The organism is Brevibacillus sp. YAE8, assembly GCF_057543335.1.
In genome coordinates, this window is record NZ_BAAIYG010000003.1 from 24929 (window position 1) to 49171 (window position 24243).

At 53.6% G+C, this 24243-nt stretch carries 30 protein-coding genes and 1 pseudogene; 15 read left to right on the forward strand and 16 right to left on the reverse strand.

The annotated features are described in order from the left end of the window. Window positions 1-9: 9 nt before the first annotated feature. From AC27IT_RS05470 to AC27IT_RS05485, 4 genes are all read right to left on the reverse strand, one after another. Window positions 10-1077 (reverse strand): sulfate ABC transporter substrate-binding protein, encoded by a 1068-nt coding sequence (locus AC27IT_RS05470; protein ID WP_007779654.1) that lies wholly within the window; start codon window positions 1075-1077, stop codon window positions 10-12. A gap of 311 nt (window positions 1078-1388) precedes the next feature. Beyond that, window positions 1389-1823 carry a hypothetical protein gene (locus AC27IT_RS05475; protein ID WP_487091659.1) on the reverse strand — a complete coding sequence of 145 codons (435 nt, stop codon included), beginning with the start codon at window positions 1821-1823 and terminating at the stop codon, window positions 1389-1391. 15 nt (window positions 1824-1838) lie between these two features. Then, window positions 1839-2000: a hypothetical protein gene (locus AC27IT_RS05480; RefSeq protein ID WP_487091660.1), complete on the reverse strand. Its 162-nt coding sequence runs from the start codon at window positions 1998-2000 to the stop codon at window positions 1839-1841. A gap of 91 nt (window positions 2001-2091) precedes the next feature. Beyond that, on the reverse strand, window positions 2092-2316 hold the full coding sequence (locus tag AC27IT_RS05485) for an oxidoreductase (protein WP_487091661.1): 225 nt from the start codon (window positions 2314-2316) through the stop codon (window positions 2092-2094). Window positions 2317-2444: 128 nt separating this feature from the next. Between AC27IT_RS05485 and AC27IT_RS05490 the strand changes: the two genes are divergently transcribed. Beyond that, window positions 2445-2747, forward strand: coding sequence for a DUF3846 domain-containing protein (locus tag AC27IT_RS05490; protein WP_005833530.1), 303 nt, complete (start codon window positions 2445-2447; stop codon window positions 2745-2747). 119 nt (window positions 2748-2866) lie between these two features. Here the strand turns inward: AC27IT_RS05490 and dut are convergent, their stop codons facing one another. Further along, window positions 2867-3403 carry a dUTP diphosphatase gene (gene dut, locus AC27IT_RS05495; RefSeq protein WP_005833531.1) on the reverse strand — a complete coding sequence of 179 codons (537 nt, stop codon included), beginning with the start codon at window positions 3401-3403 and terminating at the stop codon, window positions 2867-2869. 220 nt (window positions 3404-3623) lie between these two features. On the opposite strand from dut, the gene trhO reads away from it, so the two are divergent. From trhO to AC27IT_RS05510, 3 genes are all read left to right on the forward strand, one after another. Then, window positions 3624-4565 (forward strand): oxygen-dependent tRNA uridine(34) hydroxylase TrhO, encoded by a 942-nt coding sequence (gene trhO / locus AC27IT_RS05500; RefSeq protein WP_005833533.1) that lies wholly within the window; start codon window positions 3624-3626, stop codon window positions 4563-4565. A 231-nt stretch (window positions 4566-4796) separates the two neighbouring features. After that, the gene (locus AC27IT_RS05505) at window positions 4797-5000 is read left to right on the forward strand and encodes a hypothetical protein (RefSeq protein ID WP_005833535.1); all 204 of its coding nucleotides are present in this window, start codon (window positions 4797-4799) and stop codon (window positions 4998-5000) included. Window positions 5001-5018: 18 nt separating this feature from the next. Beyond that, window positions 5019-5486, forward strand: coding sequence for an NUDIX domain-containing protein (locus AC27IT_RS05510; protein ID WP_487091662.1), 468 nt, complete (start codon window positions 5019-5021; stop codon window positions 5484-5486). Here the strand turns inward: AC27IT_RS05510 and AC27IT_RS05515 are convergent. Continuing rightward, window positions 5444-6148 carry an HAD family hydrolase gene (locus AC27IT_RS05515; protein WP_005833539.1) on the reverse strand — a complete coding sequence of 235 codons (705 nt, stop codon included), beginning with the start codon at window positions 6146-6148 and terminating at the stop codon, window positions 5444-5446. The genes AC27IT_RS05510 and AC27IT_RS05515 overlap by 43 nt on opposite strands. Before the next feature lie 136 nt (window positions 6149-6284). Here AC27IT_RS05515 and AC27IT_RS05520 point away from each other — a divergent pair, with 136 nt between their 5' ends. After that, window positions 6285-7739 (forward strand): amidase family protein, encoded by a 1455-nt coding sequence (locus AC27IT_RS05520; RefSeq protein ID WP_487091663.1) that lies wholly within the window; start codon window positions 6285-6287, stop codon window positions 7737-7739. Between the two features lie 166 nt (window positions 7740-7905). Beyond that, on the forward strand, window positions 7906-8382 hold the full coding sequence (locus tag AC27IT_RS05525; protein ID WP_487091664.1) for a GNAT family N-acetyltransferase: 477 nt from the start codon (window positions 7906-7908) through the stop codon (window positions 8380-8382). Window positions 8383-8814: 432 nt separating this feature from the next. On the opposite strand, the gene AC27IT_RS05530 is transcribed toward AC27IT_RS05525, so the two are convergent. From AC27IT_RS05530 to dsdA, 4 genes are all read right to left on the reverse strand, one after another. After that, window positions 8815-9264, reverse strand: a complete 450-nt coding sequence (locus tag AC27IT_RS05530) for a hypothetical protein (RefSeq protein ID WP_005833542.1) — start codon at window positions 9262-9264, stop codon at window positions 8815-8817. Between the two features lie 153 nt (window positions 9265-9417). Next, window positions 9418-9576 carry a hypothetical protein gene (locus AC27IT_RS05535; RefSeq protein ID WP_283859179.1) on the reverse strand — a complete coding sequence of 53 codons (159 nt, stop codon included), beginning with the start codon at window positions 9574-9576 and terminating at the stop codon, window positions 9418-9420. A gap of 214 nt (window positions 9577-9790) precedes the next feature. Next, on the reverse strand, window positions 9791-10447 hold the full coding sequence (locus tag AC27IT_RS05540; protein ID WP_005833544.1) for a helix-turn-helix transcriptional regulator: 657 nt from the start codon (window positions 10445-10447) through the stop codon (window positions 9791-9793). Window positions 10448-10782: 335 nt separating this feature from the next. Continuing rightward, the gene (dsdA, locus tag AC27IT_RS05545; RefSeq protein ID WP_327944606.1) at window positions 10783-12150 is read right to left on the reverse strand and encodes a D-serine ammonia-lyase; all 1368 of its coding nucleotides are present in this window, start codon (window positions 12148-12150) and stop codon (window positions 10783-10785) included. Between the two features lie 273 nt (window positions 12151-12423). On the opposite strand from dsdA, the gene AC27IT_RS05550 reads away from it, so the two are divergent. The 7 genes from AC27IT_RS05550 to AC27IT_RS05580 all read left to right on the forward strand — a co-directional run bounded on the left by AC27IT_RS05550 (window position 12424) and on the right by AC27IT_RS05580 (window position 17640). After that, complete coding sequence (locus AC27IT_RS05550; RefSeq protein WP_327944607.1) at window positions 12424-12876, forward strand: GNAT family N-acetyltransferase; 453 nt, start codon at window positions 12424-12426, stop codon at window positions 12874-12876. 62 nt (window positions 12877-12938) lie between these two features. After that, entirely contained in the window at window positions 12939-13406 is a 468-nt protein-coding gene (locus tag AC27IT_RS05555) for an NUDIX hydrolase (protein ID WP_268871444.1), read from the forward strand. Window positions 13407-13620: 214 nt separating this feature from the next. Further along, window positions 13621-14349, forward strand: coding sequence for an ABC transporter permease (locus AC27IT_RS05560; RefSeq protein WP_290426031.1), 729 nt, complete (start codon window positions 13621-13623; stop codon window positions 14347-14349). Between the two features lie 23 nt (window positions 14350-14372). After that, window positions 14373-15437 carry a taurine ABC transporter substrate-binding protein gene (locus tag AC27IT_RS05565; protein ID WP_025845599.1) on the forward strand — a complete coding sequence of 355 codons (1065 nt, stop codon included), beginning with the start codon at window positions 14373-14375 and terminating at the stop codon, window positions 15435-15437. A 13-nt stretch (window positions 15438-15450) separates the two neighbouring features. Then, window positions 15451-16257 (forward strand): ABC transporter ATP-binding protein, encoded by an 807-nt coding sequence (locus AC27IT_RS05570; RefSeq protein WP_025845601.1) that lies wholly within the window; start codon window positions 15451-15453, stop codon window positions 16255-16257. A 14-nt stretch (window positions 16258-16271) separates the two neighbouring features. Then, window positions 16272-17204 (forward strand): TauD/TfdA dioxygenase family protein, encoded by a 933-nt coding sequence (locus tag AC27IT_RS05575; protein WP_221842097.1) that lies wholly within the window; start codon window positions 16272-16274, stop codon window positions 17202-17204. An 82-nt stretch (window positions 17205-17286) separates the two neighbouring features. Beyond that, complete coding sequence (locus AC27IT_RS05580) at window positions 17287-17640, forward strand: DMT family transporter (protein WP_025845605.1); 354 nt, start codon at window positions 17287-17289, stop codon at window positions 17638-17640. Window positions 17641-17646: 6 nt separating this feature from the next. On the opposite strand, the pseudogene AC27IT_RS05585 reads toward AC27IT_RS05580, so the two are convergent. The 6 genes and pseudogenes from AC27IT_RS05585 to AC27IT_RS05610 all read right to left on the reverse strand — a co-directional run. Beyond that, window positions 17647-17789, reverse strand: a pseudogene (locus AC27IT_RS05585) (SOS response-associated peptidase family protein); the annotation flags it as partial. Between the two features lie 197 nt (window positions 17790-17986). After that, entirely contained in the window at window positions 17987-18139 is a 153-nt protein-coding gene (locus AC27IT_RS05590) for an ATP-binding protein (protein WP_283859176.1), read from the reverse strand. A 469-nt stretch (window positions 18140-18608) separates the two neighbouring features. Next, window positions 18609-19727 carry a YheC/YheD family endospore coat-associated protein gene (locus AC27IT_RS05595; RefSeq protein ID WP_327944608.1) on the reverse strand — a complete coding sequence of 373 codons (1119 nt, stop codon included), beginning with the start codon at window positions 19725-19727 and terminating at the stop codon, window positions 18609-18611. A 59-nt stretch (window positions 19728-19786) separates the two neighbouring features. Further along, a complete protein-coding gene (locus tag AC27IT_RS05600) occupies window positions 19787-20695 on the reverse strand; it encodes an RluA family pseudouridine synthase (protein ID WP_327944609.1) in 909 nt (302 codons plus the stop codon). A gap of 29 nt (window positions 20696-20724) precedes the next feature. Next, window positions 20725-21072 (reverse strand): thioredoxin family protein, encoded by a 348-nt coding sequence (locus AC27IT_RS05605; protein ID WP_005834571.1) that lies wholly within the window; start codon window positions 21070-21072, stop codon window positions 20725-20727. Between the two features lie 93 nt (window positions 21073-21165). Further along, complete coding sequence (locus tag AC27IT_RS05610) at window positions 21166-22053, reverse strand: LysR family transcriptional regulator (RefSeq protein ID WP_007785346.1); 888 nt, start codon at window positions 22051-22053, stop codon at window positions 21166-21168. A gap of 115 nt (window positions 22054-22168) precedes the next feature. On the opposite strand from AC27IT_RS05610, the gene leuC reads away from it, so the two are divergent. Next, window positions 22169-23599 (forward strand): 3-isopropylmalate dehydratase large subunit, encoded by a 1431-nt coding sequence (gene leuC, locus AC27IT_RS05615; RefSeq protein ID WP_487091665.1) that lies wholly within the window; start codon window positions 22169-22171, stop codon window positions 23597-23599. Then, entirely contained in the window at window positions 23596-24189 is a 594-nt protein-coding gene (leuD, locus tag AC27IT_RS05620) for a 3-isopropylmalate dehydratase small subunit (RefSeq protein ID WP_005834576.1), read from the forward strand. Before leuC ends, leuD begins: the two co-directional genes overlap by 4 nt. Window positions 24190-24243: the final 54 nt, after the last annotated feature.

A 24243-nucleotide genomic window follows, 5' to 3' on the forward strand; every position in this document is an offset into this window, starting at 1 on the left:
TATGGGCGATTACGGTTTGTAAAGCTGATCGAAGACGCCCTGGTCGGAGAAATGGATTTGCTGCGCCTTCGTCCAACCGCCGAACAGTTCGTCTATTGTGAACATTTCGATTTCAGGAAACGCAGGTGTATGTGCCTTGAGCACCTCTTCGGAGCGCGGACGGTAGTAGTGCTTCGCCGCGATTTCCTGGCCTTTTTTCGTGTAGAGGAATTGCAGGTACGCTTCGGCGACTTCCTTAGTCTTGTGCTTTTCCGCGTACTTGTCGACGACGGTGACAGGCGGCTCCGCCAAAATGCTGATAGACGGATTGACGATCTCGAATTTGTCTTTGCCCAGCTCGTTCACCGCGAGATACGCTTCGTTTTCCCAGGCGATCAGCACGTCGCCAATGCCGCGCTCGACAAAAGTAGTCGTCGATCCGCGCGCGCCCGAATCGAGCACCGGGACATTTTTGAACAGCGCTGCCACGAACTCCTGTGCTTTCGCCTCGTCGCCCCCGTTTTTCTTGAGCGCATAGCCCCAGGCAGCGAGGTAGTTCCATCTGGCTCCCCCGGACGTTTTCGGATTCGGCGTGATGACCGAGATGCCCGGTTTGACCAGATCGTCCCAATCCTTGATCTGCTTGGGATTACCTTTGCGCACCAGAAAAACGATGGTCGAGGTGTACGGCGAGCTGTTGTCCGGAAGCTTCTTTTGCCAGTCGGCCGGGATCAGCTCGCGCTCGGCAATGGCGTCGATGTCGTAGGCGAGCGCCAATGTGACGACATCCGCCTCCAGACCGTCGATGACGGAGCGGGACTGCTTGCCGGAACCACCGTGAGACTGCTTGATCGTGACCGATTGTCCGGTTTTTGCCTTCCACTCCTGGGCAAATTCCGCGTTAACCTCCTGGTAAAATTCTCTCGTCGGGTCGTAGGAGACATTGAGCAGCTCTACAGTCTGGGCGCTGCCCCCCGCCTCTGTCCCGCTCGTTCCCGTTCCTGTCGACGCAGCGGAGCATCCGCCCAAAGCGATAGCCAAAGCGACGATGCCGATGCGTTGCAGGCTGGAATGGATCTTGCCCTTTGTGGTGTTCATACTGGTAACCTTCACTCCCTGTTTTTTAATCTATACTATTTTACTCGGAATACTTAGTTATTTACGATTATACCCGCCTTTTTATCGCTGTCAATCATATTCCCATCCACTTTATGCCCCATGGGCGGGCGAGGTGAGCGCGGGCAGCCGTGCAGATGATCTTTATCGCATCAGTTGCGGCGACCGCTCCATTGAATTTTTCCCTTGCGCAAACGTATCGCGCCGCTTCCCAGAGCATTTTTGGTCCAAAACAAAAAAGACAGCAACCGGCGCTGTCCCCCATGAATGCGGATTCGATTTATTCATAAACTTTACTCCCCGGTTCTGTCGTCTGCTGCCGCTTGAATCTGTTGCACGACCTCTTGCGCTTCGAGCGGCGAGTGCGCCGGGAGCTCTAAAAAAGTAGCGGCCCGCTGGTCAAGCCACACGCTCTCCTCGCCTTCGCGATCTGTGGCAACGAAAGCATACCCGCCCGAGTAGCCGAAGTATTGCACGCTTCCTTCTTCGCCCACCGTTTCCTTGATTTTTTCGTAAAGCGCAAACAGTTCCGGGCCACTTTTCTCGCCGCCAGCCAGGATCGGCTCTGTATCGGTCGCGATGACGATTCCTTTGGCCTCCCCACCTTCCATGATGAACGAGAGCTTCTCATCCGTAGGAGATAGCCAATCCTGCATAGAACGGCCGTCATAGGAGCGTATTTCCTCCGCTTCCGGCAGCACAGCTCCCGGAATGGAAAAGCCGGACAAGCTTACGTTGCTTTTTCATTTGCTGAAAAATTTGCTGTCTTTGTTACGGGCATGTTCCATCTTTTTGTAGGCAGCCAGCGCTTCCTTGTCGCCTTGGTTCATGGCATTCGCCCACGTAGCCAACGAAATTCCGGCCACGATGACGACGCCGAGCAATGTCCACGAATATTTATTCATAAACAAACCCCCACGTTCATTTTTTTCAAAACCGTATAAGGAGTCGACCCATTCTTGTCTGGCTTGAAATAGTATACCTAAAATATCCAATCTACCAAAAAAGCATAAAAAAACGGACGCCCTGTTCCTCGCCAAAAGAATGGATGCTGGCGGCAAGCAACTTGTCATTGGCGAACTGCAGCAGCCCTGTGTTGGCACAACTGCTGCCTCCGCCGACGATCCCCACATCACAGCGCAAATCGTCCGAAATGGCAGGATAGCGTGGCGGGTTGGGAAAAGTATGCGACCAATACAGTTTGCCATTCACTAAATCCATGCGGCAATTCCCCTCGGCATTGGTTGGTGTAGCAGCTAACCCATAGCATAACCAACAGAAGCGTTGACATCCGTCTCGCGCATTTTTTCGCTTTCGGTTATGATGAAGGGACAAAGGAGTGAAGGAACGTGATTACCGTCTATGTAAAACGTCCGCATGAACAGGCGGAAAAGCTCGACATTGCCGATACCAGCTCCTTGAGCGACCTGGTGGACGGCGACTTTGAAGTGGTGGCCGACGATCATCTGGAAGGAATTTCCTTGATCGTGAATGAAGATGGGCGCGGCGTGTTGGGGAACAACTTCCCGATCACCTCGGACGGCTATTTGGACTGGGTCTACGGTCCGTGCGTGTTCGTCAAAGCCGACGGCCGTTCGCTCACGGAGGAGGACATCAGCCGGATCGACCGCTTCCTTGCGGCCAAAGTGTAAAAGCAGCTTGCTCGTTGCAGCGAGCGTACAGCGAAAAGACCCCTGATCTGCCCGCGATGTGCCGTTTGTTTCTGCACACGCTGCTTCCCAGGGGTCTTTTCTTTGTTGGGCAGATCGGCCTAGCCGTTGATCCCGCTGCTGCCGAAGCCTCCCGCTCCTCTTTCCGTCTCATCCAACTCGTCGACAACCTCGAAGCGGGCGACAGGCACCAGACCGATCACACCTTGCGCGATCCGGTCGCCTTTTTTAATGAAGTAGCTGTGCGCGTCGACTTCCTCAGCCACCTCCACCTGTTTTTCGCCTGCATCCAGACACACTTTGCCGAGCTTGCCAGAAGGAATGCGGATGTTGTCCATCAACACGCACACCTCTCCGCGATACCCCGCATCGACCGTCCCCGGCGCATTCGACAGGCGCAGCTTTGTCTTCGCGCCTATCCCGGAACGCGGGCGCACTTGCAGCTCGAACCCTTCCGGCAAGGCAAAAGCCAGTCCGGTCGGAATTTTGGCAGACTCCCCCGGAGCGATAATCGTATCTTCTACCGCTACCAGATCGAATCCGGCGTCCATCGCGCGCGCGTATTGCGGAATGACGGCATCCGGGTGCAGTTTTTTTAGTTTCACCTGGGCAACCAGGCGCTCATTTGTCGTATTCATCCAAGTCTCTCCTCGTCTATCGCCTCTACAGCTAATGTCCTTCCATAGTGTACAAGATGAACCTGCATCCAGCAAGTTCGCCGCTTTTTCACTACTATTTCGCACATTTTCATAGAAAGCTCACAAATTCCTTTCTTTTTCTACGCTTTTGCTGGCGAGTTGTGATATAATCACCGTTGCGTCATAAACTACAATTGAACAAGAAAGGTGGAATTGTACCTTGCAAGTACAAAAACCATACCGTATTTTGCTTTACTACAAGTACACTCCAGTGGACAACTATGAGGAGTATGCTGCTGAACACTTGCAATTTTGCAAGGAGATTGGACTGAAGGGACGGATTATCGTCGCTCCCGAGGGCATCAACGGAACCGTATCCGGCACCATCGAGCAGACAGACGCCTACATGGAGTATGTGAGAAAAGACCCGCGTTTTGCCGACATGTGGTTTAAAATAGATGAGGCGGACGGGCACGCGTTCAAAAAAATGTTCGTTCGCGCGAAAAAAGAGCTGGTGACCTGGCGCCTGGAAAAAGATGTCGACCCGAACGTCAAAACAGGAAAATACTTGAGCCCGAAAGAATTTTACGAAATGATGCAGCAAGAGGACGTCGTGATCCTCGACGGCCGCAACTACTATGAATACGACCTCGGTCACTTCCGCGGCGCGATCCGTCCGGAAGTCGATTCCTCCCGCGAGTTTCCTGAGTGGATCGCGAAAAACATGAGCCAGTTCAAGGACAAAAAAGTCCTCACCTACTGCACAGGCGGCATTCGCTGCGAAAAGCTGACCGGCGTGCTGTTGGAACAAGGCTTTAAAGATGTGTACCAGCTCCACGGCGGAATCGTCACCTACGGAAAAGATCCGGAAGTAAAAGGCCGCCTGTGGGACGGAAAATGCTACGTGTTTGACGAGCGCATCTCCGTACCGATCAACCACACCGAAGAAGACGTGGTGATCGGCCGCTGCTACTACTGCGGTACTGTCGAAGACCGCTACGTGAACTGCGCCAATCCTTTCTGCAACAAGCAGCACTTCTGCTGCCCGGAATGCGAGCAAAAATACAAGCGTTCCTGCTCCGACGAATGCCGCGAGCATCCGCGCAACCGCTTCGTCGAAGAAGAAAAAGCGAAGCTGCAAGCTGCCGGAGCGAACGCATAAGCAAACGAAAAACAAAGCAAGCTGACTGTCCCTTGTGGTAGTCAGCTTGTTTTTTTGCGCCTCTCGTCCCGGTGCGGATAAATAAGATGCTGTCGTTTCGAAATGCACCTTGATTCAGCCGATCTTTTCGGTTGTCTCCAAACGCAATCTCCTTCATAATAAACAAAGTGTTCGCAAAAATGGAAATCTCATCCTTTTGCTACATTTCGTTCTTTTTGCTTGGGAGGTGCTATGGAAAAGAAGATAAGTATCGTCATCGGTTTTTTGGTCGGACTTGTTTTCGTCAACTACGAGATCGACTATAATTTCCTGTTCGATCTGGGGATCAAGCCCGAGCCTGTGCGGCTTGCCGTGAAGCTGATCGGCTTGCTCAGCACCCTCATCTGCGGCCTGACGCTGATTTTCGACGCGTGGCGAGCGATGCGCTCAAGCTGATAAGCGGAGGAAACGCCCATGAATGACTATATTTCGACCATGCGCAAGCTCATCGGTCACGAGACGTTGTTGACAGTAAGCTGCGGCGCTATTTTGGAAGATGACCAGGGACGCATTTTGTTGCAGCAAAAATACAACCGGATATGGGGCATTCCCGGCGGCCTGTTGGAAATCGGCGAGACGTTTGCGGAGACGATCCACCGCGAAGTGCTTGAGGAAACGAACCTCATCGTCAAAGCAATGCAACTGTTTGGCATCTACTCCGGGAAAAACGGTTTTGCCCAGTACGCCAATGGGGACAAGGTGTTTAGCGTTCAGCTCATTTTTCATGTCACCGACTACACAGGCACCGGCCATCTCAATGAAGAGAGTACCGGACAGCCTGAATCCTCATCAGGCTCCGTTCATTCTGGACTGGGCAAACGGCGCAACAACGACAATTGTCAAATAAAGTCCAGGTCCCGGCTCGCCTGCCGCCGAAGCTGAACAGCCGGGAGCGCGATTCCGATCACTTCCGCCAGATCGGCAATGACGGCGTCCGCCTCGGCAGCCGCAGCAAACTGATCGCTGCGCTTCCAGACCGCTTTCATCCCGACGGCTCGGCTGGCACGCACGTCGTTTTCCGGATGATCGCCCACGTATATCGCTTGCTCCGGCGGTACGCGCAGCTTGGATAGCGCCCGTTGAAAAATCGCTGGGTCGGGCTTGCGCAATCCTTCCCATTCCGAAATCAGTACCGCCTCGAAAAAATGCGCGATGCCGAGCGCCTGCAAATTGGCGTACTGGAACTGTCCAAACCCGTTTGAGATCAGCCCGAGCTTGATGCCCTGCTGTTGCAGTTGTCCAAGCGTCTCGTGCAGATGAGGAAAAGCAATGCAATGTTGCGGAAACTGGCTGATATAGTCTTGCAGCAAAAACGAAGCGTCCAGATCGGGAATGGCGAACTCCGCGACAAGCTGCTCGTACACTTTGTCTTTCCATACATACCCGTGCTGGTCCAGCTCGATAAAACGCTCGCAAAAGACATCCTTTTGGACAAGCTGCAGCGCGCCAATTCGCTCGTACTGATCGTGTACGAATCGCAGAAGAGACGTGTCGCGGTCCAGCAAAGTGCCGTCCAAATCAAAAAGCACAGCCTGAATCGTCATGCCCAAGCACTCCTGTCTTCTTTTTGGTTTGCGGGCGCTACCCGTTACACCCGCTTCTGTTTCTCTGCCATTTTCCCGCTTCCCTGCTTTTGGTAAAATAAGAATGGTCAAATCCATCAGAAAAAGGTGAAAACTCGTGTCACCAAATTATGAAGCAAGCATTCTCGAATGGCAAGCAGCAATGGAAGAAGGAAAAACCACCTCGAGGGAGCTGACGCTTTCCTTTTTGGAGCGAATCGCGGCCTACGACAAACAGGGGCCTTATATCAACGCGATCAGTCAAATCAATCCGGACGCCCTGTTCATTGCCGAAGCACTCGACCGGGAGCGCGCCGTCTCGGGCAGTCGCGGCCCGCTGCACGGCATCCCCGTTCTCATCAAGGACAACATCGCGACCAAAGACAATATGCACACGACAGCCGGCTCGCTGGCACTGGCCGATTCCTACGCGGCGGCCGACTCCTTTGTCGCGGCGCGGCTGCGGGAAGCGGGAGCCGTCATTTTGGGCAAAACCAACCTGACCGAGTGGGCGAACTTCATGGCCGACCTGATGCCAAACGGCTACAGCTCGCGCGGCGGACAAGTCCGCAATCCGTACGGCCCCGGCACGTTTGATGTGGGCGGCTCCAGTTCAGGCTCGGGGGCAAGCATTGCAGCAGGCTTCGCCGTCGCGGCGGTCGGAACGGAAACATCCGGCTCCATCCTGCACCCTGCGGAAAAAAATTCGCTGGTCGGGATCAAACCAACGGTCGGCCTCATTAGCCGCCGCGGCATTATTCCGATTTCCCACAGCCAGGACACGGCCGGGCCGATGACCAGAAGCGTCACCGACGCAGCGATTTTGCTGGGCGCTCTCGCAGGAGTCGATCCCAAAGACCCGGCGACGGAAAAAAGCGTTGGCATCGCGCAGCGCGATTACCTCCCCTTCCTCGATGCGAACGGTCTGCAAGGCGCGCGAATTGGCGTCGTCCGCTCCCGCTTTCTGGCAAAATGCTCTGAGGAAGAAGTCGCGCTTTACGAAGCGGCTCTTTCGCAACTGCGAGAGGCTGGCGCGACGCTAATTGATCCTGTCCGCATCCCGACAGAAGACGCGGAGTGGAGCTCCCACGTTTTGATGCACGAGTTTAAAGCAGGCATCCAGGCGTATTTGAAAAACTTTGCGCCAACCTATCCGCTTCGCACCTTGAAGGACATTATCGCCTTTAATCGCGAGCACGAAGCAAGAGCGCTTCGCTACGGACAAGACATTCTGGAGCAGTCGGAAGAGACGAGCGGCACGTTGACCGAGCCGGCCTATTTGCGCCAGCGGCTGTACGATCTCGAAATGTCGCAGCGCCAAGGGATTGATGCCGCCGTCAGCGAACACGCGCTGGACGCCCTGCTCTTCCCCGGCAGCACAGGCTACGCCATTCCTGCCAAAGCGGGCTATCCGTCCATTACAGTACCTGCGGGCTACACGTCGGAAGGAAAGCCTTTCGGGATCACGCTGACCGGACTGGCCTTCACCGAGTCGGTGCTGCTTCGTCTGGCTTACGCTTACGAGCAAGCAACGTTGCTGCGCGTGCCACCCGTATTGTCGGACAAGGCCTGAGCCGCCTGCCGCACCTGATTCATCCCACCCATTGGCAAGGCCAACCGCTGATATTCCGGTTGGCCTTTTTCTGTAGCTTGCCAGCATGTCCAGATCGTGACATGATGAAGCAAGCTGGCTTTCCTCTCAACCAAACAGCCGACAAATGAATCGGAGGACTTTTGCCTTGAGCCACATTCGTTTACGTCCGACAACAGCAGACGATTTGCCCACATTTTACACCCAACAGCTTGACCCGGAAGCAAACCGCATGGCCGCCTTCACGGCCAAGAACCCGAGCGACCGCGAAGCGTTTGCAGCGCATTGGAACAAGCTGTTGGTAGATGAATCCATTCACAAAATGACCGTGCTTGCGGATGAAAAGATCGCTGGTTACATCGTGCACTTCGAGCAATTCGGCCATCCTTCCGTCGGCTACTGGCTCGGAACGGAATACTGGGGCAAGGGCATCGCGACGACGGTGCTGCAAACATTTTTGCAGCTCATCCCCGCTCGTCCCGTCTACGCCCGCGTCGCCAAGGACAATGTCGGCTCGATTCGCGTCCTGCAAAAGTGCGGTTTTCAGACCGTTGGGGAGGACAAAGGGTTTTCCGCTGCGCGCGGCAGCGAGGTTGAAGAGTTTATCATGCGGCGAGAAGCTTGAATGGGCCGGGATGCAGCAACAGGCGTGACCGTGTGCTGCGCGCCGATTTTCCCGCTACGCTGAAACTTCTAGTATCTTCCAATCGGATATCCGAGAGAACGAGTCTGCTTGCACAGGAGGGAAAAAATTATGGCTGTAGTCTCCAACGTGTTGGTAGCGGTTTTGCTGTTTGCCTGGGCGGGGGCAGAGGTGCTTTTGGAGCCTGCGATGGGCATGGCGAACTCGCCTTGTCTTTTTTCTTTCCCTCGTTGTCATCAGCGGCGTGATCTACTGGAGCGGCTATTGGTGGAAAAGCTGATCGCATCGAAGATTTCGACGCGAGCGGAGAGCGGCGTACGGACAGCTTTTCCGCTCGTGGCGCAAAAGACGTCTTCTCCTGCTCCAGCAGCCCATAAAAAAACGCATCGAACCGCTACAGGTTCATGCGTTTTTTTACATCGTCGTCGTTTCTTGTTCCGCTTTGCCCAGTCTGTCCTGGAACAACTTGCCGAGCTGGCCGATGTCTACTTCCCATTTTTCGTCCTTGTAGTAGACAGTAGCCTTCGTCTCTCCCTTTTTGCCCACGATGCGAATGCTGGCCGTCTTGACTTCGTAGCTGCCATCCGGCTGAAACGTAATGTCGGCATCCTTTAGTTCGCTGTCCAGCACAGGGGTGATCGTCTTGTCCACCACTTCCTGGGTGGCCACCACCGCTTGCCGCCCCATCTGAATGACTTCCTCCGGGCTGAACTGGAAAAACAGCACCAGCACCACGCCGATGATGGCAGCGAGCGAAATGATCCGGATCAGGCTGCGCACGACCCATTGTGCCGCCAAAATCACCACGATGATACAAACCGCGACGGGCCAGTAATCTTTTACGAGTTGAAGAACTTGCTCCATCCTCACCCCTCCTTCACCATCCCATTCTCGCCAAAAATGGGCGGTCGTTAATCAACAACCGGCGAGAAAATGGCGATTGTTTTGGAAAAGTAGAAAAAACCGCCGCATGATGTGCGGACGGACATGTTTGCCTGGCCTTCCCAAGCCTTAACATCATTCGACAATCCGGGCCAAGAGTCCTGCCCCCGGGCGTAAAAACCGCGAAGCGGCATGCGTCGCAAGCCTTGCCAGCTTTTGCTTCCCGGTGATTTTCTTCTTGATAAAAATGTCTGTCAGCTCAAGGGCGGCCATGCCTTCACCGAGCTGTGCCACGGTACTGTGCCACGGTTATTCCCGCCGCTCGGCAATCGCGATCTGCCTGTGGGCAATATCCGAACATCGTATGCGTCCTGATCCAGGCCGGAGAGCAGCCCCTCCTGCATTAGAGCGACTGCCTCTGTAGCAACTTGTACTCCATGCGGTTCAGAACACTGGGCAGAGCGGCGTGACCAGTTCGTCCGCGCTATTTCCGATCAGCTTCATCGGGTCAGTCTTGCTCCGGCTTTTGGCTTTTGCGCAGCTCATCGAGATAGCTGTACAACGTCACCTTGGAAATTTTCAATTCGGCCGCCACCTTCTCCAGTGCGCCTTTAATTAAAAACACGCCTTTTTGGTCCATGAACTGGACGATTTGCAGCTTTTCGTTTTTGTCGATTTTCTCCACGTCTTTCTCGGAGATCGTCTGGGCAATCAGCTTTTCCACGATCTCCCACACGTTTTGCACAACTTCCGCTCCTTCGCGCTCCAGCGGCTCCCCGCCCATGCGGATGAAGTCCTCGATAAACTCCCGTGTGCTGACAAGCGGCTGGATGTCGATGTTGATGCAAAAAGCGCCGATCGCTTCCCCTTCGGCATTGCGGATCAGGGCAGTCGTCGACTTGATCGTCCGCCCGTCCTCCGTCTCGGTCCGGTAATTGGCTACGACGTCATTTTGCAGCTTTTGGGACAAAAGCACCTGTGTGATGAGCTGATGGAACGACTGGCCGATAGCCCTTCCTGTTACATGGTTGTTGGCTGCGTAAATAACCGAAGATTGCGGCGAGCTTAAATCGTGAATTACAACCTCGCAGTTCTTCCCGAAAGTCTGGGCCATGGCGTCCGCAATCGGAATGTAACGCTTTAATTCCTCCCCGTATTTCCCCATGCTTCCCGCTCCTTCCGTCCATGCTGGCGTTGCGGCTTGTTAGCCCTCATTTTACTTGCATGTATATTTTTTCAAGGTTATAGCATAATTTTTTCTATGAAATTCGAAAAAAGAGATTTTCTTATCGAACTGGGTAGACAGCCGCAAAAAGATGAATCTTCCACACTTCCTGGGCTATTGGTCCTTTGCGGAAAGAAGCGCCGAGAAAAAATTATATACGAGAGCCTCTTCGTTTTTTCTTTCTAAGTTTATACTTTTTTCTACAAACTTGCAGCTAAAAAAACTCAAAAAGAAACGCCGCCGATCCCCCAGACCGACGGCGCTCTGTTGCGCGACTAGATGTTGCGTTGGTCGTACTGCATGCCTTTGGCATAATACGCTTCCTGGATGTGCGCCGGAACCATGCTGCCTCCGGTCGCCCAGACGATATGGGTCGCGTTTGCCAGTTTGTCGGCAAGCCCTTGCTGCTCGATGTAGCGCTGCCCCGCCTCGGTCGAAAGCAGGCGGACTGGCCCCGGCATGCCAGCGAGAGCAGACGGCTCCAGCCGCAACGACTCACTGTCGCGCAGCGCCCGCAGCAGCCGGTACAACTCCTCGTCAGCCACGGTGTAAACGCCGCTGAGCAGCGATTCCATCACCTTGCCGACGAAACGGGAAGGACGCCCCACGGCCAGCCCGTCCGCATCTGTCTTGTTGTCGATGCCAAAGTCTTGCACGGCTACATGGTCATGCAGACCAGTCAGCAAGCCGAGTAGCATGCAAGGGGAGTGGGTCGGCTCCGCAAAAAAGCAGTGGACGTGATCGCCGTAGACGAGCTTCAAGCCGTAGGCGACGCCGCCCGGGCCGCCGCCTACCCCGCACGGCAAGTACACAAAGAGCGGATGCTCGCTGTCGACCACAACCTGCTGTTCCTCCAGTTGCTTTTTCACTCGTTCAGCGGCCACGGCGTAGCCGAGAAACAGCCGCTTGGAGTTTTCATCGTCAATAAAATAGCACTGCGGATCGGCTTCCGCCTGTTTTCTGCCCTCTTCCACCGCTTTGCCGTAGTCGGACTGGTATTCGACCACCTGCACGCCCTTAGCGCGGAGCAGCTCCTTTTTCCACGCTTTCGCATCGGCGGACATATGTACCGTCACCTGAAAGCCGAGCTTCGCGCTCATCACACCGATGCTCAGCCCGAGATTGCCCGTCGACCCTACAGCGATGGAGTAGCGGGAAAACAACTCGCGATACGAATCAGAGGCAAACACGGCGTAGTCCCCGTCAGCAGGCAGCAGACCGTGCTTGTCGGCCAATTCCTCCGCGTGGGCGAGCACCTCGTAGATGCCGCCTCTCGCCTTGATGGAACCTGCGATTGGCAGGTGGCTATCGCACTTCAGCAGGAGCCGTCCCGGTATTTCCTGTGCGAAGCGGGCCGCCAGCTCGCTTTGCATTTTGCCGATGGAGACGAGCGGCGACTCGATCAGCCCGCCTGCCTCGGCCGTTTCCGGAAATGCGCGTTGAATGAACGGCGCGAATCGGCGCAAACGTTCCTCCGCCTCGTGTATCTCATCGGCCGTCACCGACAGAGCCGCACGGGCGATGGGGGCATAGCCCGGATTTGTCCAAAATACTTCCTTCGTCGCCATCATTTCGGACAATAACGGATACTCCCGCTTCCACTGCTCGATTGATTTTCCTGCTACTATCATACGGTTTTCCATCGCAATCGCCTCCATTATTGTTCCTGCTGCCCGTCAGGTTGCTTGTTCGCCCGGTGATGCGACTGGTGTCGTATACTAGCTCGTTCGCATCGTGGCTGTACATATTTTACCAGCTCGCCCGTATCCGTATCGCGATTAGCACATTTTGCAAACTTTTTTCACGATTGTTATAATAGCACAAATACAAAGCTTGCCAATAGCAAGCAACGGCTGGAAGCTGGCAGGTCTGTGCTGCAAAAGCAGACGAAGCCCCAGCCAAAAGGAGAGAACAAAATGGAAATCAGAAAGCTGGCTCCGCACGAGGAGGCCCCCATGCCCCTGCTATTGCTTGCAGATCCTTCGCCAAAATTGGTGGAAGACTACCTGCAAAGGGGGCAGTGCTATCTCGCCGTCCAGGACGCGGCCGTCGTCGGGGTCTACGTCCTGATCCCTACCCGCCCGGACACGATCGAGCTGGTCAATATTGCGGTGGATGAAGCTCATCAAGGAAAAGGCATCGGCAAACAACTCGTTTTGCACGCCATCGAGGTGGCAAAGGCGTCCGGATACAAAACGATCGAGGTCGGCACAGGCAATTCCAGCCTGAATCAGCTCGCCCTTTACCAGAAATGCGGGTTTCGCATGACCTGGATTGACCGCGACTTTTTTCTCAGACATTACGAAGAATCGATCTACGAAAACGGCATTCCGTTGACGGATATGGTACGACTCTCCCGAGATATTTGAAGGCTGTCCATATCGCCATATCAGAAAGGATTCCCATGTATACATACACAATCTGTTTTCTTATGCATCAAAACGAGTTTCTGCTGTTGAATCGGCGCAAACCGCCATTAATGGGCCGCTGGAATGGCGTCGGCGGCAAGCTCGCGCCAAACGAGTCGCCACTTGCCTGCGTTCTCCGCGAGGTATTCGAAGAAACAGGCATTTCGTTGACCTTCGCCCGCTACAAAGGAATCGTCTCGTGGAAGCTCGACGGGAAGGTGATCGGCGGGATGTACGCCTTCGTGGCGGAGCTGCCGCACGCTTGGGAACGTTTTGTCACGCCCCGGCGGGTAGAGGAAGGCATTCTGGACTGGGTGACGCTGGACTGGATCTTGCACCCGGACAACGAAGGAATTGCGGAAAATGTCCCGCGTTTTTTACCGTATATGTTGGAAAACGACCAGCCTGTCGAGCACGCGTTTACGTATGAAGGCGACCGGGTGATTGACTATGAACGCGTTCCGCTTGACATCGGCAATAGCCCCTGCTAAGATAAATACAAGTAAACACATCGGAATATAATAGTTTGTACCGACCAGACAAACTGGAGGTCCACATCCTTGCATTTCTTGCTTGGGATTGGGCCTCCTTATTTTTTCGATGGGAAGTTTCTGGATTTGCGATCATTTGTGAAAGGAGAAAGCGAGGTTGTTTGAACACAAAAAGATCCTCCCTGTCAAGGCAGTATCTGCCGTCACTTTGGTTATGATCCTTCTGTTATGGACGGTTAGTACAAATTTCAAGTGGATCGATCCTCTTTTCTTACCGACTCCCCAATCGGTATGGTTCGCATTGTTGGATCTTTTGCAAGAAGGATATAAAGGGTCCTCCCTACTTGAACACATTGCCAACAGCCTGAATCGGTTATTTTTGGCACTGATTCTTGCTTTGGTTACGGCTGTGCCGTTAGGGATCCTGTGCGGATACTCCAAATACTTTCGTGCCATTTTTGATCCAATCGTTGAATTTTATCGGCCTCTTCCGCCATTGGCGTATTATGCCCTGCTTGTCTTATGGTTGGGGATCGATGACAAATCGAAAGTCGCACTACTATTTCTAACCGGTTTTGCCCCATTGTTCATTACAACCGCATCGAGTGTACAGAAAGTTCCGCGCGACCGAATCAATGCCGCTCTCACATTGGGAGCATCAAAGTGGAAGGTATTTGTTTACATCATCTTTCCATCTTGTCTGCCTGACATCATTACCGGACTGCGAACAGCAATCGGCGTCACTTATGCGACATTGGTTGCCGCAGAAATGGTAGCGGCGACTTCAGGCATAGGCTGGATGGTGTTGGACGCGAGCAAATATTTGCGAAGCGATATTATTTTCGTTGGAATTATACTGATGGGGACCATCGCCATGTTCATGGACTGGATCATCAGATGGTTTCAACGCCGTCATTTTTTATGGGTTGGAACCGAAGATTAATCTTACGTTTGGAGGAACCTTACATGTCTGTTAACCCAAACATCAAATGGTTGTTGATCTCGCTATTGGCGGCAATGCTGACTCTTGCTACCGCCTGCTCGAATCAAGTGACCTCCACAGAATCACATGCTTCGCCAGAGAGATCATCATCTGCAACAGCAGACACACCAAAAGAAATCCGGATCGGTTATCAAGTTTCACCCAATGGGGAACTGCTGGCGAAAGCATTGGGGTTATTAGAAAAGAACTACCCAAGTACAAAAATAAATTGGTTGAAGTTTGATTCAGGACGAGATGTAAATACTGCGATGGCCAGCGGCAGCATAGATTTCGGCCTTGTTGGAACTCCTCCCGGCACCATAGGAATCGCCAAAGGTTTGCCGTACCAGGTGTATTATTTGCATGATGTCATCGGGGAAAGTGAAGCATTGATCGTGAAAAAAAGTTCCGGGATTCAATCGCTACACGATCTGAAAGGGAAAAAGATTGCAACAACCTTTAGTTCGACCTCTCATTTCAGTTTACTTGGAGCCTTGAAGACGGCAGGACTGGACCCGGAAAAAGACAAGATCACCATTCTTGATATGCAGCCACAGGATATCTATGCTGCTTGGAAGCGAAATGACATTGACGGTGCCTATATCTGGCAACCTACCCAAGCCAAACTTGTGAGCGATGGCGGAACGGTCATTGTCACCTCAAAAGAATTGGCCGATAAAGGAGTGGTTACCGCCGAATTCGGGATTGTTCATAAGGACTTCGCCCAAAAATATCCACATATTGTAAAAAAATATATTTCCCTCTTAGATCAAGCTGTTCATTATTATCGTGAAAAACCTGAACAATCCGCTCAATTGCTCTCAAAAGAATTGGAACTGTCTCCAGAGGAAAGCCTGCAAACCATGCAGCAAATCATTTGGCTGGATGCTTCTGAACAGAATACATACTTTGGCCAGTCCGGCCAACCAGGACAATTAGCCAAGGTGTTAAAGGATACGGGGGACTATCTGGTTACTCAGAAAGCAATCCCATCTACTCCGGATGTAACTACCTATCAACAGGCTTTGTTACGGGATCTTTACAAATAAGGAAGTGGCGCTTGTGTTACCCTTATCTTCTCCATCAATCAGACAACCGATGACCCGTGTTCCATTGATCGAAGTAAAGGATCTGTGCCTCCATTACCAAAGCAGGAGTCAGTCGTTACATGTTCTCGATCATATCAATCTTCACATTGACAACCATGATTTCGTTTGTGTGCTGGGACCATCCGGATGCGGGAAATCATCTCTTTTGAATGTGCTGGCCGGGTTTCAGATGCCTACATCGGGTGAAGTAATCATTCAAGGCAAGAAACATCTACGACCAAATGCTGACGTAGGCGTCGTCTTTCAACATCACAACCTGTTTCCATGGTTATCCATTGAAAAAAACGTAGCGTTTGGTTTACAAATGAAATCTGTTTCAAAGACGGAACGGCAGAAAATTGTTTCCTACTATTTGAACATGGTCGGATTAGAATCCTCAGCCAAATTGTGGCCGTTTCAGCTTTCGGGCGGTATGAAACAACGTGCCTCCATTGCTCGAACACTGGCTGCCGATCCAAAAGTGATCTTAATGGATGAACCTTTTGGTGCACTGGATGCCTTGACGCGTGAGAGCATGCAGAACCACCTTCTTCAGATTTGGAAGAAAACAAGAAAATGCATCTTTTTTATCACGCACGATGTAGAAGAGGCCCTGTTGCTAGGAACGCGCATTATCGTCATGCACCCCAATCCCGGAAGAATTGGAAAAGACATCGTAAATCCACTATCCCATCACAATCGGCCCGTTTACGAATTGAAACAGACAAGGGAATTTCACGATCTTCGTGATTCTATCATTTCAACGATAAAAGGTACTTGAAAGGAGCATGTCGTATGTCTCACCTGCGTATTGACCAAACTCGCCCACTCCAATTCGAAAATCGCGAAATCCACGAAGGCCCCCGCATTTTGAGACGCCTGCCTGAAGGCGTAGACGAAGTTCCATACTCGCTATTCGAAGTGAAGCCACTCACCCCGCTCATTGGTGCTGAAATTGTCGGAGTAGACTTGCGAAAGACGATTACGCCTGACCTCCTAGCTGAGTTACATCGAGCCCTTTTAGAGTGGAAGGTCATCTTCTTCCGCAATCAATTAATCACCAGTGAGCAGCAGTTGGCATTTGCCAGGCTTTGGGGTGAATTGGAAGTTCACCCCTTTTATAAAATCGAGAAGGGACAATCAAATGAAATTGTACGATTCGCCAGGGACAAAAAGAAAGCCGGCTCCGAAAACGTCTGGCATGCCGACGTGACGTTTCGAACTAACCCGGCGAAAGCTGCGGTACTGAGAATGATTGAAGCGCCCCCTGTAGGCGGCGACACACTCTGGGCGGATATGGCGGCAGCATACGACAATCTGCCCGAGGACGTAAAGGAGCGAATCCAGGGTCTTACCGCGTTGCACGACTTCACGCCTGCGTTCAGTCATCTCATGACAGTGGAAGAGTTGGCTGTCAGACAGGCGGAATTCCCGGCTGTTGAGCATCCCGTGGTTCGCACCCACCCGGAAACCGGTCGGAAGACGCTCTTCGTGAATCCATCCTTTACAACCCGAATCGTCGGGCTCGACCCAGATGAAAGCGAAAAACTGCTTCAATATCTATTCCGTCAAGCGCATGTCCCCGAGTACCAGGTGCGCTTTCGCTGGGAGCCAAACTCCATTGCCTTCTGGGATAACCGGGCGACGCAACATTACGCTGTTTCCGACTATTATCCGTACCCGCGAAAAGTTGAACGTGTTGCCATTGTCGGTGATCGTCCATATTAGATATTCATCAATCGTGAAGAGGAATGGAACCGTAACAGGTTCCATTGATGTTTGGCCATGTAAAAAATAAGGAGGGAATCGAATGAGTTGGGTACTCCTTTTGTTAGGAATTCTTTCGGAGGTAATCGGTACGACGTCCATGAAATTGTCGGAAGGCTTTACGAAGCTACTCCCCTCTATTACCATCTTTGTTTTTTATGGACTAAGTCTTACGCTCGTAACCTTGTCACTGAAGCATATTGATGTAAGTATGGCGTATGCGATATGGTCGGGAGTAGGAACCGCTATTATCGCAACCATCGGAATTCTATACTTCAAGGAATCTGTTTCCATCATGAAAATTTTGTCTATCGCTGCGATCATTGCTGGTGTGATTGGATTACACATATCGGAAGGAACACATGAAAAAAAGGCGTCTGTCTCCCAAATACAATGAAAGAAGGAGATAATCAGCATCGTCCTTTTCCCGGTCTAGCCAAATGCTTTCATCCTCCCGCCGTAGAATCACCGGCATCCGGTCGTGGATGTCTGCTACAATCTCGTTGGGCCGGGTGGTAAGATCGTGCAGGTGTGAAATTTCTGACCGTTGGGAGCGTTTGAAAAGGCAAACTGCAGCAGCCTCTGCCCCTCTCTGTCCAGGCTGGCATACCGGCGCAACTCCTCTCCGTTCATCGCGCTGTTGAAAGGAGCGGCGGGGGGTGCCGGTAACGCTCGCATTGAATGTCCCTCGCCGCTTCTACTCTGCGGCGGAACTCTTCGGATGATTCCGCCTGCGGCCGCTCCTACATCAGCGTTACCGGCAACCAGGGAACTTCCAGATGCAGGTCGATCCGGTCAAGCAGCGGGCCGGACAATTTTGACCGATACTTTTGGATCTGCTGCGGCGTGCAGATGCATTCGCGCTGGTCGCGGGAGCCGTAAATCTGCAGGGGCAAACGTGTAAATTCATCGGTTTGTTTACGAAAAAATTACCCCATTCTTTTTTAAATTTTCTGCGTAGAATTTTTTATATGCGCTGCATATGATTTTATCTTTAGCTTCAGCTAGCACTCAACAGTTTTGTTCACTTACATCAAAATCGTTGTGCACTATCATTTGCGAAGAGGCGTCGTCCTGTTTTTAGTATGACGGAACAACGAGGGCTACTCGTTCCCTTCTCCTTTGCTGTCCTTGCAATTCTAATGGCATCGTTCCATTGTCTGTCTCACTCGTCGCAAGGACACACTCTCAGTAGCAAAACAGATGTGTACACGATCCGTTCCTATATTATTTATTTACATAATTAATGTTATGTAAATAAATTTCTGTTCCCTTTCCCACTTCATACCCCCACTCACACCCCCTGCACACACGCCAAACAGCCGATGCTTTATCAGCTCGGCTGTTACTACGCTTGCGTCTTTCCTATCGACTTGCCACTTTGCGTTTCAAGAAAGGCTCCCGTCCTTCGCGCCCCTGCGTTTTTGCCAAATAGAGCGCGTACTCCAGCGGCCGCCGGATCGCCTGTCTGTACTGCTCGATCGCGCCCATCTCGCGAAAAATTTCCCGCGCGGGCTTTGGGTTCACTTCGATCAGCCAGGCGCGTCCATCCACGTCAATCCCGATATCCAGCCCAAACTCGACCATGCGGCCAAAATGTTCCTCCAGCGTCAACGCTGTCTGATAGGCCAGCTCCTCGCAGTCGCGGACAATCCGGGCAGCGTGGTCCTCGCCGAAGCGCGGGCGCAAGAAATCAAACACCGGAACCGCCTTGCCTCCCCCGTGCAGGTTCGAGGTCGCGCTGCGCTCCCCGCCCACACGGATGCCATGCCCGGTGATGCTCCACTCGCCTTGCCCGGTTTTCTGGATCAACAGCCGCATGTCCACGGCGCGCGATGGCACCAGTTGCAGATGCAGCCCCTGCTGGACGATAAACTTTTCCTGTCGCGTCCAGCGATCGGCCCAGCGCTGGACGGCGGAAATGTCCGTGATAAAGCTCTGGACCTTCGCCCGCTGCTTGTCGCGTCCCAGCAGCCGATAGCCTCCCCCGCGCTTCTCGATGGAAAAAAGATTGCGCCCGCCCGTCCCGTTCAGCGGCTTGACGTACAGAAACGAATGTTTGCCCAGCATTTGGACGAGGTTTTTTCTGTTATATAACACAGTTTCCGGCAACCAGCGATGCATGCGCGGATCGCGGTGCAGCACTTCGTGGACGCGCCACTTGTTTGCCAACCGATTGTTTGCGTATAAAAAATCGCTGGTGCGGCGAAAAGCGACGTAGTCTTTGAACGCTTGCGTCGGCGTATAGCGGTAGCGGTCGAACACGGCGTCCGGGCGAGGGAACAGGCGTCCTTGCCATTTGCCCTGCGCATCCAGGACGTATCCTCTCACCTGCTTGCCCGAGGCCAGTACATCCTTGGGCGAAAACAAAAAAACGGTGCAGCCCAGTTCTTGTCCTGCCTTGAGCAGTCGCCGGAAATAGGTTGGCTCTGCGAAGCGTTTGCCCTCCCGCCAAGTCAAGATGCCGATTGCGGGTCGTTTCATTCTTCCACCCTCTCTCGTTTCCTCCTTGGCAGTTTATTCAGCAGCGGGGCAAATGGCGCTTATCGCAGCTTCTTTTCCAAGGCGAGCAGATCGAGCGGAAGCGGCGCGCATGCTTCCACGGCTTCGCCTCCAAACGGATGCGCAAGCGTGAGAACGGCCGCGTGCAGCGCCTGTCTTTTGACCAGATCGCGCTTGCCGCCGTACAGCTCGTCGCCGAGCAGCGGATGGCCGAGATGGCTCATGTGGACGCGAATCTGGTGCGTCCGTCCCGTCTCCAGCCTGCACTCCACCTTTGTCGCGGTCTTGTAGCGCTCCTTGACCTCGTAATGGGTGATCGCGGGGTCGCCGTTTGGAGCCACTCGTCTGCGTGTCGCATGATACCTATCCTTGCCGATTGGCTCGTTGATCTTTCCGCTGCCCTTGGCCATTTGCCCCGAGACGAAGGCGATATACGTCCGCTTGATTTTGCGTTCGCGCAGCATTTCGTCCAGCAAGGCAGACGCCCAGGCGTGCTTGGCGTACAGCACCACCCCGGACGTATCCTGATCGAGCCTGTGGACGTGGCGCACCTTCGCTTGCAACCCCGTCCGGAAAAAATGCCCCGACACCAGATGGTCCAGCGTCAGATGATGGTGCGGCTCGGTTGGATGCAACAGCATGCCCGAAGGCTTGTTTACGATTAACAGATGGTCGTCTTCATACAACACTTGCAGCGACTCGCTGGCAGGCGCAAGCCCCAGCGGCTCCGGCGGACACATTCGCAGGCGAATCTCTTGCCCCTCTCTTACCGGCACATGCTGGGCGACAGGTGCGCCGTCTACGAGCACTTCTTTATGCTGAAACAAAAGATGGACCTGCTTGCGCGGCAACTTCCACACCTCGCGCAGCAGGTTCCCGATCGGGATGGCGTCGTCGTCCGCCTGCAAGCGGGCAACGAGCCATTCTCCTTCCTTTTTCATCGATCGCATGGTCAATCTCCTGCCTTATGTTCGTGCTGTCACGCCTCTGTGAGTCCGCTATTCACCTGAACGGCGCGGTCGAGAAAATGCTCGATCTCCTCGCGGCTTTTTCCGAGCTTGCTGACGAAGCGGATCAGCTCTTTGCCCTGGCTGAACGCGATGAAGCTGGGGATTCCGAACACATCGTATTTCTGCGACAGGTCTGGCAGCGTATCGCGATTGACCGCAACCATGTCCAACTGGTCTTTATACTTTTCTTCGACTTCCGGCATGAACGGATCAATCCGGTGGCAATCCGGGCACCAATCGGTGAAAAACTTCACCACAACGGGCTTGCTGGAAGCAATCGCCTGTTCAAATTCTGCTTCTGTCTTGATTTCTCTCATTTCGGGATCTTCCTTCCTACCTAGAATGATTTGGCAATAGTGTAGCACAAAAAATGCGCGTTTGTCGCACGAGGCCGACACTTCTCCTGTAAGCTACAGGGCGCCGCCCTGCTCCACCAAACATCGCACAAACGCTTCTGCCGGGCGAGACAGCGGCTTGTCCTTGCGATAGGCGACGACGAGCGTCCGATACGGCCTTGTCGCAAGCCGCACGTAAACAGGCGGCTCCAGCGTGCCCGGCGCGAGCGTAATCATTTTCGGCGCAAACGACAGCCCCATCCCCGCCGCCACGAGCGACTGGACTGTCTGGATGTTGGTGCTCTCAAACACGATGCGCGGACGGAAGCCAGCCTGCTCGCACAGCCGCAGAGAGATCGTCCTAAAGCCTTGGCCTTCCTTGAGCAAAATAAACGGTTGATCCGCAATCTCCGCCAGGTCTACCTCCTTTTTGCCCGCCAAAGGATGCTGCGGTGGAACCGCGAGAAAAATTTCTTCATTGATGGCCGGGATGATCGCAAGCGAAGGATCGCTGATCGGCATCGTCAGCAGGCTGACATCTATTTTGCCCCGCACGAGCAATTGCTCCAGATGGCTGGACGTTTCCTCCATCAGTTGCAGTTCGACTCCCGGGAACTGCTTGGTAAACGTCGGCAGTACGCGCGGCAGCACATACGCGCCTGTAATCGGCAGGCTGCCTACCAAAAGCCGTCCGCTCTCTCCGACCGCATAAGCGCGCATCTCCCGCTCCAGCCCTTCGGACATGTCCACGAGCGTTTGCGCGACCTGCACGAACCGTTGGCCCGCATCCGTCAGCTCCACATGCTGGGGCAAACGATGGAACAGGCTGACCCCGAGTATTTTTTCCAGTTTGGCAATCTGCTGGCTAAGCGACGGCTGAGCCAGATGCAAACGGTTGGCTGCCCGCGAAAAGCTGCGTTCCTCCGCAACCGCAAGCACATAACGAATCTGTCGTAACTCCATAAAAACCTCCCGATAGGCAAAAGCTATCCTTCTCATAATTATTATATCTTTGAACTATTTCCTTTGCCATGATACAACCTTGTTAAGAGTTTTCGCACGAAGGAGGAAATCATTGATGAAACCCCGCACGATATTTGAAAAGATTTGGGACAATCACGTGATTCACGAGGAAGCCGGCAAGCCGACCTTGTTGTACATCGACCTGCACCTGGTGCACGAGGTCACTTCCCCGCAGGCGTTTGAAGGACTCCGCCTGGCTGGCCGCAAAGTACGCCGTCCTGAGCTGACTTTTGCCACCATGGACCACAACGTGCCGACAGCGGATCGCTTCAATGTCAAAGACCCGATCTCCCGCCAGCAAATGGAGACGCTGACCGAAAACTGCCGCGAATTTGGCATTACGCTCGCTGACCTGAACAGCCCGGACCAAGGGATCGTCCACGTCATCGGCCCGGAGCTTGGCCTGACCCACCCCGGCAAAACGATCGTGTGCGGCGACAGCCACACTTCTACGCACGGTGCTTTCGGCGCTCTCGCCTTCGGAATCGGAACGAGCGAGGTCGAACACGTTCTCGCGACACAATGCTTGCCGCAGCTAAAGCCGAAAACGATGGAAGTCCGCGTGAACGGTGAGCTGCCCTTTGGCGTCAGCGCAAAAGACTTAATTTTGGCGATTATCGCAAAATACGGAACTGATTTTGCTACCGGCTATGTCGTGGAATATACGGGCGAAGCCATCCGCAAGCTGACGATGGAAGAGCGCATGACCGTCTGCAACATGACGATCGAGGGTGGCGCACGCGCCGGGCTGATCGCTCCGGACCAGACGACGTTCGACTACCTGAAAGGCAGACGCTACGTTCCGCAAGGCGAAGATTTCCTCGCAGCCGTAGAAGCGTGGAAGCAACTGTGCACCGATGAAGGCGCAACCTACGACACCTGTGTCGAAATCGACGCGGCTACCATCGCGCCGCAAGTGACTTGGGGAACAAGCCCTGGCATGGGCACCAACATTACCAGCACCGTTCCAGACCCCGAGTCTTTTGAAACAGCGGCACAACGCAAAGCGGCTCAAGACGCGCTCGCCTACATGGATTTGGCTCCAGGCACGCCGATGAGCGAAATCAAGATCGACCGCGTCTTCATCGGCTCCTGTACAAATGGTCGGATCGAAGACTTGCGCAAAGCAGCGGAAGTGGCAAAAGGACGCAAAGTCTCCCCTAACGTGCACGCCATGGTCGTCCCTGGTTCCCAGGCTGTCAAGCAGTTGGCAGAAGAAGAAGGCTTGCACCTCATCTTCCAGGAAGCCGGCTTTGACTGGCGCGAATCCGGCTGTTCCATGTGCCTCGCGATGAACCCGGATGTCCTGTCGGAAGGAGAGCGCTGCGCTTCTACCTCCAACCGCAACTTCGAAGGCCGCCAGGGCCGCGGCGGACGCACGCACCTGGTCAGCCCGGAAATGGCGGCAGCGGCAGCGATTGCAGGCCACTTCGTAGACGTACGTGAATGGAAAAGAGAGAGCGTAAGCAAGGAGGTATTCCAATGAACCCATTTGTCGTCCATACCGGACTGGTCGCACCATTGGACCGTGTCAACGTAGATACAGACGCCATCATCCCGAAACAGTTCCTCAAGCGCATCGAACGCAGCGGCTTTGGCCAGTTTTTGTTCTACGAATGGCGCTTTGCGGCCGATGGCACGCCGATTGACTCGTTTATTTTGAACACGCCAGCGTACAAAGATTCGACCGTGCTGCTCGCTCGCAACAACTTCGGCTGCGGCTCGTCGCGCGAGCACGCTCCCTGGGCCTTGCTGGACTACGGCTTCCGCTGTGTGATCGCTCCGTCGTTTGCGGACATTTTTTACAACAACTGCTTCAAAAACGGCATTCTGCCGATCAAGCTCAGCGAAGAACAGGTAGATGAACTGTTTCAGCGCGCGCAAAGCCGCGAAAATTACGAGCTGACCATTGACCTTGAGGAGCAGGTAGTGCGCGACAGCGAAGGTCTGTCCTACCCGTTCGAGGTCGATCCGTATCGCCGCTACTGCCTGCTGAACGGCCTCGACGATATCGGCATCACGTTGCAGTACGAAGACAAAATCGCCGCTTACGAGGCAAGCCGTCAAGCTCGTTAAGCTGGCCCACGAAAAAAAGTCCGTCTCATAGCGAAGCGAAGGCATGCAAGCTGT